General features: G+C 37.8%; 13 protein-coding genes and 1 riboswitch. Of the genes, 6 read left to right on the forward strand and 7 right to left on the reverse strand.

What is annotated here, in order from left to right:
* Positions 1-20: 20 nt before the first annotated feature.
* The 5 genes from CWS20_RS18505 to CWS20_RS18525 all read left to right on the forward strand — a co-directional run bounded on the left by CWS20_RS18505 (position 21) and on the right by CWS20_RS18525 (position 4,593).
* Positions 21-590, forward strand: coding sequence for a hypothetical protein (locus tag CWS20_RS18505; RefSeq protein WP_066190248.1), 570 nt, complete (start codon positions 21-23; stop codon positions 588-590).
* A gap of 99 nt (positions 591-689) precedes the next feature.
* Positions 690-805, forward strand: a riboswitch (SAM riboswitch).
* Positions 806-903: 98 nt separating this feature from the next.
* A complete protein-coding gene (locus tag CWS20_RS18510) occupies positions 904-2,013 on the forward strand; it encodes an iron-containing alcohol dehydrogenase family protein (RefSeq protein ID WP_066190247.1) in 1,110 nt (369 codons plus the stop codon).
* Positions 2,014-2,040: 27 nt separating this feature from the next.
* Positions 2,041-2,862 (forward strand): MetQ/NlpA family ABC transporter substrate-binding protein, encoded by an 822-nt coding sequence (locus tag CWS20_RS18515; protein WP_066190245.1) that lies wholly within the window; start codon positions 2,041-2,043, stop codon positions 2,860-2,862.
* A gap of 47 nt (positions 2,863-2,909) precedes the next feature.
* A complete protein-coding gene (locus CWS20_RS18520) occupies positions 2,910-3,947 on the forward strand; it encodes a methionine ABC transporter ATP-binding protein (protein ID WP_066190241.1) in 1,038 nt (345 codons plus the stop codon).
* Positions 3,922-4,593, forward strand: a complete 672-nt coding sequence (locus CWS20_RS18525) for a methionine ABC transporter permease (RefSeq protein WP_180321488.1) — start codon at positions 3,922-3,924, stop codon at positions 4,591-4,593. The genes CWS20_RS18520 and CWS20_RS18525 overlap by 26 nt, the downstream gene beginning before the upstream one ends.
* Before the next feature lie 76 nt (positions 4,594-4,669).
* On the opposite strand, the gene CWS20_RS18530 is transcribed toward CWS20_RS18525, so the two are convergent.
* The 6 genes from CWS20_RS18530 to CWS20_RS18550 form a co-directional block, all read right to left on the reverse strand.
* The gene (locus tag CWS20_RS18530) at positions 4,670-5,314 is read right to left on the reverse strand and encodes a 3-oxoacid CoA-transferase subunit B (protein ID WP_066190239.1); all 645 of its coding nucleotides are present in this window, start codon (positions 5,312-5,314) and stop codon (positions 4,670-4,672) included.
* Between the two features lie 14 nt (positions 5,315-5,328).
* Entirely contained in the window at positions 5,329-6,027 is a 699-nt protein-coding gene (locus CWS20_RS18535; protein WP_066190235.1) for a CoA transferase subunit A, read from the reverse strand.
* 73 nt (positions 6,028-6,100) lie between these two features.
* Entirely contained in the window at positions 6,101-7,486 is a 1,386-nt protein-coding gene (locus CWS20_RS18540; protein WP_066190233.1) for a GntP family permease, read from the reverse strand.
* Between the two features lie 505 nt (positions 7,487-7,991).
* Entirely contained in the window at positions 7,992-8,234 is a 243-nt protein-coding gene (locus CWS20_RS28775; protein WP_241504215.1) for a helix-turn-helix domain-containing protein, read from the reverse strand.
* 46 nt (positions 8,235-8,280) lie between these two features.
* Positions 8,281-9,675, reverse strand: a complete 1,395-nt coding sequence (locus tag CWS20_RS18545; RefSeq protein ID WP_241504216.1) for a sigma-54 interaction domain-containing protein — start codon at positions 9,673-9,675, stop codon at positions 8,281-8,283.
* Between the two features lie 203 nt (positions 9,676-9,878).
* Positions 9,879-10,817: a 3-hydroxyacyl-CoA dehydrogenase family protein gene (locus tag CWS20_RS18550; protein WP_066190230.1), complete on the reverse strand. Its 939-nt coding sequence runs from the start codon at positions 10,815-10,817 to the stop codon at positions 9,879-9,881.
* A 191-nt stretch (positions 10,818-11,008) separates the two neighbouring features.
* On the opposite strand from CWS20_RS18550, the gene CWS20_RS18555 reads away from it, so the two are divergent.
* Positions 11,009-11,785: a 3-hydroxybutyrate dehydrogenase gene (locus CWS20_RS18555; protein ID WP_066190228.1), complete on the forward strand. Its 777-nt coding sequence runs from the start codon at positions 11,009-11,011 to the stop codon at positions 11,783-11,785.
* 258 nt (positions 11,786-12,043) lie between these two features.
* Here the strand turns inward: CWS20_RS18555 and CWS20_RS18560 are convergent, their stop codons facing one another.
* Positions 12,044-12,964: a substrate-binding domain-containing protein gene (locus CWS20_RS18560; protein ID WP_066190226.1), complete on the reverse strand. Its 921-nt coding sequence runs from the start codon at positions 12,962-12,964 to the stop codon at positions 12,044-12,046.
* Between the last annotated feature and the right edge of the window lie 97 nt (positions 12,965-13,061).

The raw sequence follows: 13,061 nt of genomic DNA on the forward strand, positions 1-13,061 counted from the left end.
AAAAAGAGGAGGTTTTATACATGTTGTTAATCATCAGTCTTTTAATGGTTCTTGCTTATAGTGTGTATTTCTTTATTAGCTCTAAGAAAAATCATGTAGATGTTAAGAAGTCGTTTTCAAAATGTATTCCAATGGTAGTTGGGATGACAAGCAGCTTAACGATTGGGTTATTAATGGCATTATGGATTCCACAGATGGCTTTATCCACTATTTTTGCCGTCGTTATAAGCGCAGCCATCGCTGTGCTTATCGGACTGCCCTTTGGCACAAATGGAGTAGTTGAGGCCCAGGCATCAAGTTTGATGGGGGCAATGATGGGTGCCATGCTGGGAATCATGCTCGCACCTGCAGAGATTACTTTAATGGTTATAGCGATGGATATAATATACTTATTAAGCATTCTTTCAATGATGCTTTTGTTAAGCAAGGAACTAAAAGTCAAGAATGTCCTAAAAAGCCGGTCGCTCCCATTCTACCTTTCCTTTTTACTTAGCATTTTTATTATCTGTACCATCGGCATATCACAAACGGCAAGTATTACCGATCAAAAAGAAGCGGAACCAACATCACATAGTGAACATCATCATTAATCACCTTGTATTAAACCTCCAAGTGATCAAATTGAAAAATATGATTGACTTTTTAATATAACAGTAATATTATGAATATAAAAATTTAATAAAATTATTCTCTTATTGAGAGAGGCTGAGGGACTGGCCCTGTGACGCCCGGCAACCATTCATAATTTAATTTATGAACAGGTGCTAAATCCTGCAAAATACGAATGTATTTTGAAAAATAAGAGAGGTACTTAATTATTCAGATATATTTATGCCTCTCTATTTTGAGAGGCATTTTTGTTTTGTTAACATAATTCCCCAAACAGAAAAGAGGAAGAAAAATATGCCGACATCAATCGTGAAAGGCGCTCCTGGACATTATAGAATTGGCGAAGGCATTCTAGGAGAGCTACCAGAGTTCATCGCAGAGCTGCAAATTAAAAACCTACATATCATTTCTGGAAGAAAATCATGGCAAGCTACAAAGCCATATTTACCAGAAGAAATTACTAGGTTGGAAGAGTCAAATTTAACCTTTGTTGAAGGTCATACGACATTGGAAAAGGTCAATCAGCTAGCAAATAAACTAAAAAGCAATGGGATAGATGCTGTATTAGGAATTGGCGGCGGTACTGCACTTGATATTACTAAAGCAACTGCTGTACAAGCAGATATTAAATCCATTTTAATTCCGTCTATTGCTGCTACTTGTGCCGCCTGGACACCATTGAGTGTTTTTTATGATAGGAATGGCGCTTTCACGCATTATACAGAGTTTCCGTTAGCTACTACGCTCGTACTCGTTGAACCTGCCATCATTGCCGAAGCGCCTGTGCAATATTTAAAGGCTGGAATCGGTGATACGTTAGCAAAATTTTATGAAGCCGATGCGTTAATTGAAGCATTTTTCACAGAAGAGGAATTGCCAGTGCCTGTCAAGGTTTCTCAATTTTCAGCAATCATTTGTCGCGATGTCTTGCTAAAGGATGGCCAATCTGCACTTGACTCTGTCAACAAGGGAATAGTTACAAATGAGTTAACTAGAGTAATAGAAGCGATCTTCATGACAGGTGGCATGGTGGGCGGATTTGGTGAAAAAGCAGGCAGAATTGCTGGTGCTCACTCCATTCATAACGGCCTTACAGAAGCAAAAGAGGTGAAATCCCTTCTTCACGGGGAATTAGTCGCCTATGGCATACTTGTTCAATTAGCGTTAGAGGATAAGCAGGAGGAATTAATAAAACTTCTAGATTATTATCAAACATGGGTGCTTCCAACCAGCTTAAGTCAATTAAACATAGCAAATGAAAATAAAGAACTTTTATCTGCAATAATTGAAAAAGCAATTCTTCCCCATGAATCTATTCATTTTATGAAGAGAGAAATTACGAAAGAAGCAGTATTTGATGCAATGATGATGGTAGAAAAGCTAAACCTAACAAAAGCTAGCTAAATATACAGAAAAAAGGGAGAGAACATCATGAAAAAATGGTTATTGACTAGTGTATTGTTTGCTACATTAACAGTACTTGCTGCCTGCGGTAGCGAAGAGGCAGATTCAGAAAGCGGCGGATTATATGCTGACGAAAAGTTAGTTGTCGGTGTAACAGCTGGACCGCATGAGCAAATACTCGAAAAAGTAATTGAGCTTGGCAAAGAAGAAGGTTTAAATATCGAGCCTAAAGTCTTCACGGATTATGTAATGCCGAACGTAGCCCTAGCTGAGAAAGAAATTGACTTAAATATTTTCCAAACAGAACCTTACTTTAATGCATTTATTGAAGATAGAAACTTAGATTTAGTGAAATCATTTGATACAGTTTCATTCCCAATGGGGATTTACTCATTAGAAGTGAAAGATATCGCTGAATTAAAAAAAGGTGCTAAGATCGGCCTGCCAAGTGATCCAACAAACAGCGGACGCGCTCTGCTATTATTTGAAAAAGCTGGCTTAATTGAGTTAGACCCGGAAAAAGGGATTAATTCTACAGTAAGAGATATTGTCAAAAACAATGGAGATTACGAATTTATTGAACTTGACTCAGCACAGATTGCCCGTCAATTAGAAGAGCTGGATGCAGCCGCTATCAATACAAACTTTGCTATCGAAGCTGGCTTTGTGCCATCAAAGGATGCTGTTTTCATTGAGCCTAAAGATTCTCCATACGTGAATCATGCGGCGGTAAGAACAGAGGATAAAGATGATGAGATTATTCAAAAGCTTGCCGACCTTTATCGCAGTGAAGAAATCGAAAAATTTGTAGAGGAAACATTTGAAGGATCAGTCATTGTTTCTTGGTGATTTTTTTCATAAAAGAAGACATTCGCTTAACGGAGGGAGATTGAAGCATGATTGAACTAACAGGCATCACTAAAACTTTTACAGGAAAACAAGGTCCCATACATGCTCTAAAAGATGTTTCGCTATCAGTCAAACAAGGCGAGATTTACGGTGTCATCGGATATAGCGGTGCTGGGAAGAGTACGTTAATCCGCTGTGTAAACCTTTTAGAAGCCCCTGACCAAGGCTCTGTAAAAGTGAAAGATGTAGAATTAACAGCATTATCCCCTAGGAAGCTTCGCGAAGCGAGAAGTAATATCGGAATGATCTTCCAAGGATTTAATTTGCTTAAAACAGCAACGGTCTATGACAATATCGCCCTTCCGCTTAAATTAACAGGATTGAATAAAACGGTAGTAAAAGAGCGGGTGGAAAAATATTTAAATATTGTGGGGTTAAATGAAAAGAAAAATGCTTATCCTTCGGAGCTATCTGGTGGTCAAAAACAGCGGGTAGCGATTGCACGTGCATTGTCACATGAACCGGAAGTTCTGCTCAGTGATGAAGCGACAAGTGCGCTCGATCCCGATACAACTGAAGCAATACTTGATCTTTTATTAAAAATTAATAAAGAGCTGGGCATTACGATTTTACTAATCACACATGAAATGAACGTCATCCAGCGTATTTGCGATAAGGTGGCAGTCATGGAGAATGGTGAAGTAATTGAAGAAGGCAAAACAAAAGATATTTTCACTTCACCCCAGCATTCAACAACGAAGCGGTTTGTTAATAGCCTTTTCTCGCATGATATACCGGATGAAATGCTTACTAATCTGAATAAAACGGGACATGTCGCCACACTGTCATTCTTTGGTGAGTCATCAGGCGAACCAGCGCTTGCCTTAGTTAGCAAAAAGTTTGATATTTTCCCGAATATATTATCAGGCAGCATCACCCGCTTAAAAGATGAATCATTTGGACAGCTACTCGTTCATTTAAAAGGGGAGTCATCTGAAATAAAAAATGCGGTTCAATTTTTAAAAGAACAGGATGTTCATGTGGAAGGAGTGAAGATCAGTGGAGACAATCAACGAGTTTCTTGACTTATGGGGAGCTGATCTCTGGACCTCCACCATTCAAACATTTCAAATGGTTGGTATTTCTCTAGCTATATCTATTTTAATTGGACTGCCATTAGGTGTCCTGCTTGTGTTAACAAGACCCGGCAAAGCGTTAGGAAATAAATATGTATATAATGTATTAAACGTCATTATTAACGTGATACGTTCCGTCCCATTTATTATTCTATTATTCTTTATTCTGCCGTTTACTAAATTCATAGTCGGTACATCTATAGGTGTAAAAGGAGTCATTGTTCCGCTCGTCGTCTATACTGCTCCCTATATTGCAAGATTAATGGAATCAGCACTATTAGAAGTGGACCGCGGCGTCATTGAAGCTTATGAAGCAATGGGCATTAAGACGCGCCATATTATCTGGTATGTTTTAATCAGGGAATCCCGTTCTTCCATTGTACTAGGCTTAACGATTGCAACAATCGGTTTGATTGGTGCTACAGCTATGGCTGGTTTAGTTGGAGGCGGCGGTCTTGGAGACCTTGCTTATCGATATGGACATTTGCGGTATGAAGTCGACGTAATGTATATCACTGTTATTCTATTAATCATCCTTGTTCAAGGCTTGCAGTCACTAGGTAATTACCTGGCAGCGAAGTTAAAGAAGGATTAATAAAAAAGATGAGATTTAGCAGAAATGATTACTGCCGAATCTCATCTTTTTTTCATAAATCGGCAGACCCGATAATCTATTGCAACTGTTCAGGCACAATGAAGGTTGCCTCCGTCGCATTTCTTAATTCCTCTAATGTAACGCCATCCTGTAATTCTATTAATTTCATTCCTTGTTCTGTAAATTCAAAAACGGCCATATCTGTAATCAGAATGTGAACGACGGCTTCACCGGTCAGCGGAAGCGTACAGTTTTTCTTTACTTTAGACTCTCCATGTTTATTTACATGGTCCATAATCACAACAATTTTCTTTGCGCCTTGAACTAAATCCATCGCTCCGCCCATGCCTTTAATCATTTTCCCAGGAATCATCCAGTTGGCTAAATCGCCAGATTCAGAAACTTCCATCCCACCTAAAATCGCTAAATCGATATGTCCGCCTCGGATCATAGCAAATGATTCTGCACTATCGAAGAAGGAAGCTCCTGATTTAGCAGTGACTGTTTCTTTGCCAGCATTAATTAAATCAGGGTCAACATCATCAGCATCTGGATAACTACCAATTCCAAGCAGGCCATTTTCTGATTGCAGCATTACATTTACATCCGCAGGAATCATATCTGCAATAAGTGTAGGCATACCGATTCCAAGATTTACACACATTCCATCTTCGATTTCTTTTACTGCACGGCTAAGAATTTTATCTCTTCCATTACTCATTACACTATTCCTCCTTATGCCTTTTTGCTCGTTGTTAATCTTTCAATTCTTTTTTCATAATCTTTTCCAGCAAATACATGTTGAACATAAACGCCAGGTGTATGTATTTCATCAGGTTCGATTTCGCCAATTCCTACTAGTTCTTCTACCTCTGCAATGGTAATTTTCCCTGCAGTTGCTACGACTGGATTAAAATTACGAGCAGTTTTTCTATAAACTAGATTGCCAAATGGATCAGCCTTCCACGCTTTTACAAAGGCATAATCCGCAACAATGCCTTCTTCCATAATAAAGGTTTTTCCATTGAATTCCTTATGCTCTTTTCCAGTTGCAACCTCTGTACCAACACCTGTTGAAGTATAAAATGCAGGAATGCCTGCTCCTCCTGCACGTAGCCTTTCTGCTAATGTGCCTTGCGGAACAAGTTCAACCTCTAATTCTCCATTCAAAAACTGTTTTTCAAATAACTTGTTTTCGCCAACATATGACGCGACCATTTTCTTTATTTGTTTATTTTGCAACAATAGCCCAAGGCCCCATTCATCTACACCACAGTTATTACTATAAATAGTTAAATCCTTTGTCCCCTGTTCCTGTAATTTCATAATAAGGTGCTCAGGAATCCCGCATAGCCCGAAGCCGCCTACTACAATGGATGAACCATCTTGAATTTGCTTAACTACTTCTTCTAAAGATGTAATGACTTTTCTCATTCTATTATTCTCCTCTCTTGTGCTTGATGAACAGGAGTATTCCTCTATAATTTTAAGGAATACTCCTTAAAGCTTAGATAAATAAAGAAATTGCAAACGCAAGTACAAATACAGTTACAGTTTTTAAAATGGTTAAAGCAAAAATGTCACCATAAGACTGGCGGTGCGTTAATCCTGTTATTGCTAACAACGTAATAACCGCTCCATTATGCGGTAATGTATCCATTCCGCCTGAAGCCATTGATGCGATACGATGAAGCAATTCCGGAGAAATGCCCAGCGCATTTGCCATTTGCAAATATTGTGCACCCATCACTTCCAGTGCAATTGATAAACCACCTGATGCTGAACCTGTTACTCCTGATAAAACATTTACTGCAATCGCTTCGGATACTAATGGATTATTGCTTGCATTAAACACCCAATCTTGAATTGCTGAAAACCCTGGCAATGTTTTCACAACATTTCCAAAGCCTACTTCAGAAGCTGTATTAAAGATCGCCAACAATGATCCCATTGCTGCTGCAGTTAAACCAGTCGCAAGGTTAGCTTTAATTTTTCTCACATTCAACAGCATCGCTATAATTATTCCGATTGTCAAAGCTGATATTAATGACCATGAAGAAGCAACCGTGCTCGCATCTGCAATATTATATTGATCCGCTAAAGTTGTTGAATCATACCAAAACTTAGCCGACCAATTTGTGCGGCTGAATATGAAGTTTAACGCAATGACAATCACAAGCGGAAGAATGGATAGCCAGAAGCTTGGAAGCGTTTTTTCATCAACTTGCTCCGGTTCATTTTTATGGCCGGTTCCATATCCCTCTCCCTTTGCGATTGCTTGCTTGCGTCTTCGTTCAAGCCAAAGCATACCGCCAACAAACACCATAATTGCGCCAATAATCCCGACTACTGGAGCTGCATATGCATCTGTGCCAAAATAGTTCGTTGGTATAATATTCTGAATCTGAGGTGTACCTGGAAGCGCATCCATTGTATAAGTAAATGCACCTAATGCAATCGCACCGGGAATCAACCTTTTTGGTATATCCGCTTCTTTAAAAATGGCTGCAGCAAATGGATACACTGCAAAAGCAACAACAAATAAGGAAACCCCTCCATATGTTAGCGCTGAACATGCCAGTACAACCGCTAAAATTGCATGCTTAGAACCTAGTGAATTAACAATGGTTCTTGCTATCGAAGCAGCTGCTCCCGTCATTTCCATTACTTTTCCAAAGATTGCCCCCAATAGAAAAATAGGAAAGAACGATTTAATATAATTTGCTGCATTTGTCATATAAGTTTCTGTATAGCTGGGCAGTAATAAACCTCCGGAAATAACTACTGCTAATAAAGTAACGATCGGAGCAATAATAATAACTGGATAACCGCGATAGGCAAGAAAGATTAATAGTCCTAAAGCTAATATAATTGCAAAAATCTCAATAATCAAATAAATACCCCCTTATTCATCATTTTTTTTACAAATCATCTTCATCTCCCCAGAATGGATGATCTGCAGTGAACACATATGATGATTTTCTCCCCTAAAAAAAATCGTCCCCTTTATTTTTCTAGCTCCCCTTTCTAAGTAACCGTTTTCATTTACTTCAAATCTTCAACTATCCTGATCATACGTTTCCAAAATGAGCCTTGCCATAATCTATATTGCAAGCTTTATGCCAACCTACTTATTCTCTGATTAATGCATGATATCAGCAAATTATGATTGATTTTTCATAAAATTTGTTCAGTTATCCTTGCACTGCATCAGCAAACCAAAAATTATGTATGGATTTCCGAACATATCGATACAATCCAATTTAATTTCGTTCTGAAATCCGAACATGATATAAAAAAAGTAACGAACAGAGGTCCGAAAACCTGACTGTTTGTTACCTTCATTAATGAAACTTGTTATTTCCAGCGAATATCATATATTAGCAAAAGTGCAGCAATTATTCTTTTAAAAGGCCATATTTATTCATCTTTTCATATAAAGTTGTTCGACTAATTCCTAGCCGCTTGGCTGCCTCAGTCCTCTTGCCATCCACCGCTTCCAGACAATTAAAAATCGTTTGCCTTTCTGTATCCTCCATTATTTCCGACAACGGACGGGTCAGCGTTGGTTCTACTCTGCCTCTAATCCCGTCAGGCAAAAGTTCTGCATTAATCCATTGATCGATCTCCACAATATTCATAGCTCTTTCTATAATGTTCTCTAATTCCCGTATATTCCCTGGCCAGCTATAGGTTTTTTAATAAATGAATCGCTCTCTCATCTATCCCTTTCACTGGCTTTGACATGATTTGCTCATATTTTTTAATAAAATGTGCAGCTAAAAGCTCAATATCTTGCTTTCTATCATTCAAGGACGGGATAAGAATTTCCATTACTTTAAGGCGATAATATAAATCAAGGCGAAACTCACCCTTCTCAACCATCTCATCCAAATTTCTATTCGTTGCTGCTATAATTCTCACATCGACTGCAATGCTATTAGAAGAACCCACCCGCTCGACTTCCTTCTCCTGAAGAACTCTTAGCAACTTTACTTGCATATGAATAGGCAATTCCCCAATTTCATCTAAAAAAATCGTTCCACCGTCAGCCGTTTCAAACTTTCCAGCCTTTCCGCCCTTTTTCGCTCCAGTAAAGGAGCCTTCCTCATAGCCAAAAAGTTCTGATTCAATTAGTTCTGATGGAATGGCTGCACAATTCACCTTAACGAAAACACCCATTGACCGTTTACTCGCATGGTGAATGGCATGTGCAAAAAGCTCTTTCCCTGTGCCGCTTTCTCCAAGCAGTAATACATTGGAATCATTTTCTGCAACTCTCATAGCACTTTCCTTTATCTTTTTAAAGCCAGAATAATCACCTATTAACTGATCAAATGTATAGGAAGACTTGTTGCTTTCACGAAAATCGCCTTTATACTTCTTTAGCTCTATCTCCAAAGTATTCAGCCTTTTAAATAATGCCGAAAATTGACCAACATTTTTAAACAGCAGCTTTCCGACTGCCCCTACCACTTTTCCTCCTTTGAAAATAGGAGAGCGGGTCGCGATCATGTAACCATCGTTCACTTTCTGCAATGACGCTGTTTCTTGCTTCCCTGTCTTCACAACAATGTGCATTCTTGTGTTTTCTATAACCTCAGTCACATGTTTCCCGATTGAACTTTTTTGATCAACCTTTAAGAAATCGGCATATGCTTGTGTAAGAATGAGAACATATCCGTCTGCATCTACAATTACTAGCCCGTCATAGGCATACTCTAAAATATCCTGAATAAGAATTTCGTTATCGTCGTGTTCTTTTTTCAAAAACTCTGTTGCATCCATTTCAGGAGAAGAGCAAAGATACATATAATCAGCTTCTTCATAGCCGATTAATTTTTCATACCTGACAATCATTTGTTTATCATTAATCCGAAGCTTAATATTTGTACTGTGGAGGGTATTATGCTCAATTAGCTCATAAAACTCCTGCAAGTCCCCTTCAAGCATCCAAAGGAGGCGCTGATTGCAAATGAGTACTTCTTTTTCCCTATTAATTACAATCACACCGAATGGCAAGCTCTCAATCATCGTCTTTAATAAATGCAACTGCGTGGAAGTTGGTTGACTTTCCGACAAATGTAATACGCCCCCTCCATTTACTTGTTATTCAGCAAAATATTTTATATTAATTTTCGAAGATTGCTATAATTTCATCGCTTCATTATATCATAAACAGTATTTTGCTATTTTCATTTAGCTAGACTTGTCGCAAATTGTCTGTTAAAGAAAAAAAGCCACTTTAAAAGGATTTCCTTTTAAAATGGCTGCAGTTTATGTTTTCATCTATCTTTTTTCTTTATTTGATTTAACTGAATATAAGAACGATCTCTGTCATTTAATTTATTCGATACCGTTTCTTCACCATAGTGAAAAATGCCCTCTCCGCTTTTGGCACCTAACTTATTTTGAGCGACCAATGCTTTTATTATATTTGGTGCTGAAACCGCTTTATCAAGTTCTGGCGCCACATTATCAAATACTCTTTGCCATGTATCCAATCCTCCGAAATCCGCTATTTCAATTGGACCTGTAAATGCCCAGCGAAAGCCTGGGCCTGCTGTCACAGCAGTATCAATATCTTCTGCACTCGCAACTCCTTCATTTAGCAAATAGAAAGCCTCCCTCATCAGTGCGGTCTGAAGCCTATTCGCTATAAAGCCGGAGATTTCCTTTTTCACTACAACAGGTTTCTTTCCAATGCTACGCATCAATTCAATTGTTTTTGCTAGAATACTTTCTTCCGTTTTTTCATGCTTCACAATTTCGACCAAAGGCACTAAATGGGCCGGATTAAAAAAATGAGTAATGACCATTCTATTTGCAAATGAAGCGTTTTCAGCTAACCGTGAAATCGGAAAAGTGGATGTGTTTGAAGCAATAATCGTATCCTTGCTTATTAATTTTTCTATTTTACTATAAAGTTTCCATTTCATTTCTAACACTTCAGGAATCGCTTCTATAATAAAATCAGACAACTCCAATGCCTTTTCTATATCTATTTCATATTTGATATTTTGCAAAGCCTGTTCCTTTTGTAATAAGGATATTGATTCTTCATCTATCATTGTTTCCATATCTGCCTGAATTCTTATATCTGCCTTTGCCAAATACTCTTGTGAGATATCATTTAAAGTCACTCGATAGCCATTCAATGCAAATGACTGAGCGATACCCGTTCCCATGACACCTGAACCTATAATTGTTATATTTCTAATCATTTTCATCACTCCTTTTAGTTGCTCATCCATCTTAATGCAAATCCCATGCCAACAATTAAATAATTGCGAAAATTATTTTTATATGATAAACTTTTCCTCGATATATCTCCCCACTCCCCTTTTTAGCTTCTCATCTTTTTTATTCCTTTAATTTCCTAATGAGCCATTATACTTTTTTGGAGGTATGATTAATGGTATCTAATAAAGTTACAATTATTACTGGTTCAGCTAGAGGCATTGGGTATGAAATAGGAAAAATCTTTGCAGAAAATGGAGCGAAGGTTGTACTATCAGATTTAAATGAAAAAGAAGTAACCGATGCTGCTTTCCAATTATCACAACAAGGATTAGATGTAATTGGCATGAAGGCCGATGTTACGAAGGAAGCAGAAATTATAAACTTAATCAATAAAGCAAAAGAACATTATGGTATGATTGATATTTTTATAAACAATGCTGGTTTGCAGCATGTAGCACCACTTGAAGAATTTCCAACTGAGAAATTCGAGTTAATGATTAAGATCATGTTAACAGCACCATTTATAGCAATTAAAAATGTATTACCTATTATGAGAGAACAAGGCTTCGGCAGGATTTTAAATATTTCTTCAATCAATGGATTAATTGGATTCGCCAACAAAGCCGCTTATAATAGTGCAAAGCATGGAGTAATCGGATTAACAAAAGTCGCAGCTTTAGAAAGTGCCGCTGATGGAATTACAGTTAATGCACTATGCCCTGGCTATGTCGATACACCGCTCGTACGTAATCAATTAAAAGATCTTTCAGTTACGAGGGGTGTCCCACTAGAGAATGTGCTGGAAGAAGTTATTTATCCACTCGTACCGCAAAAGCGGTTATTGGATGTGAAGGAAATTGCAGATTATGCCATGTTCCTTGCAAGTGATTTAGCAGGCGGTGTCACTGGTCAAGCGGTTGTTCTTGATGGTGGGTATACAGCGCAATAAGAACGAAAGTGTTCTGCCTACACCTCACCTTTCTAGAAGATTTTATTCAGACCAGCCTAGAAAGACACTACGGTGTAGGCATATTTCTCCATTCACCAAGAAGCTCTCATTATGATGGCTCTGATATAATCGCACTGTCAAAATGATAAGCAGAAGGTATGATTTGAAGAAAGATGATGCGCCTAATATTGTCATTTGTTCCAATAGCATAAAATAACTATACAAAAAGAGGACATGATAATCAGTCATGCCCTTTTCTTATGAATCAAATATAATCTTCCCGCTTAAGCTCAAATCATAACCATAAAACTGCTTGAGTTGAGTTTGATACTCCTTCGATTTCACCGTTTCTTTGATTGCTTCTACGAGTTTTTCGTTTTCTTTTAATATGATTAGATCATATTGCTCCATAATGAGCGGAATAAAATCTACATTTACCATTTTCGTTACATTTTCTATTCCTATCCCTACATCTGCCTGCCCGCCGGCAACTGCTGATGCCACAGAATAGTGGCTTGTTAAAATATTGTCATATCCATTAAGCGATTGAGGACGAATCCCTTGTTTTTTTAATTGCTCGTCTAAAAGAATCCTGGCTCCAGAACCGATTTCACGATTGACCATTTTAATATTTACCTTGCTCAAATCCTTCATGCTGTTTATTTGATGAGGATTTCCTTTTTGCACATAGATTCCCGCTTGTCTTTGAACGAGATTCATTTGAATAAAGGGCTGGCTCACTAGTATTCTTTTTACATATGGCGTATTGTATTCACCTGTTTCTCCATCATATAAATGAACACTAACAACATCACATTCCCCATTGTACATGGACATCAAACTGTTAAGACTCCCGTTATAAAGCCTTAATGTCGAAAAGCTCGTATGATTTTCAACATGCTTGCTTAACATATCTAAGGCGATATCTTGTCCGCTTATTATGATTTGACTTGTTTGGCGAGCAGTTTGCCCTTGTTCTTTTGGAGGGTTCCGTTCATTGCGTGCACCCGTCTTATTTTTAGATTTATACTTCTCTATGTCATCGTGATCGACTCTCATTTGTCTACCTACTCGATAAGCAGGCAGATCACCTTTCTTAATTAAATCGTAAACCGTTAATTTGGATACCCGTAATAATTGCGATACCTCCTCTATTGTATAAGAAGAATTGTCACTCATCATATCACTCCAATTTTTTTTGGAAAGCACTTAACATTTTTAGTTATCTTTAATTATAATAAGTTATATATAATTATATTAAAGATATAAGGATGAA

It is taken from the genome of Cytobacillus horneckiae, from assembly GCF_002835735.1.
Classification (GTDB): Bacteria; Bacillota; Bacilli; order Bacillales; family Cytobacillaceae; genus Cytobacillus; species Cytobacillus horneckiae.

What these genes read in the sequence shown, in the direction of transcription:
- CWS20_RS18505 (WP_066190248.1), top strand. Translation starts at nt 21, where the DNA reads ATGTTGTTAATCATCAGTCTTTTAATGGTTCTTGCTTATAGTGTGTAT.
- CWS20_RS18510 (WP_066190247.1), top strand. Translation starts at nt 904, where the DNA reads ATGCCGACATCAATCGTGAAAGGCGCTCCTGGACATTATAGAATTGGC.
- CWS20_RS18515 (WP_066190245.1), top strand. Translation starts at nt 2,041, where the DNA reads ATGAAAAAATGGTTATTGACTAGTGTATTGTTTGCTACATTAACAGTA.
- CWS20_RS18520 (WP_066190241.1), top strand. Translation starts at nt 2,910, where the DNA reads ATGATTGAACTAACAGGCATCACTAAAACTTTTACAGGAAAACAAGGT.
- CWS20_RS18530 (WP_066190239.1), bottom strand. Translation starts at nt 5,314, where the DNA reads ATGAGTAATGGAAGAGATAAAATTCTTAGCCGTGCAGTAAAAGAAATC.
- CWS20_RS18535 (WP_066190235.1), bottom strand. Translation starts at nt 6,027, where the DNA reads ATGAGAAAAGTCATTACATCTTTAGAAGAAGTAGTTAAGCAAATTCAA.
- CWS20_RS28775 (WP_241504215.1), bottom strand. Translation starts at nt 8,234, where the DNA reads ATGAATATTGTGGAGATCGATCAATGGATTAATGCAGAACTTTTGCCT.
- CWS20_RS18550 (WP_066190230.1), bottom strand. Translation starts at nt 10,817, where the DNA reads ATGATTAGAAATATAACAATTATAGGTTCAGGTGTCATGGGAACGGGT.
- CWS20_RS18555 (WP_066190228.1), top strand. Translation starts at nt 11,009, where the DNA reads ATGGTATCTAATAAAGTTACAATTATTACTGGTTCAGCTAGAGGCATT.
- CWS20_RS18560 (WP_066190226.1), bottom strand. Translation starts at nt 12,964, where the DNA reads ATGAGTGACAATTCTTCTTATACAATAGAGGAGGTATCGCAATTATTA.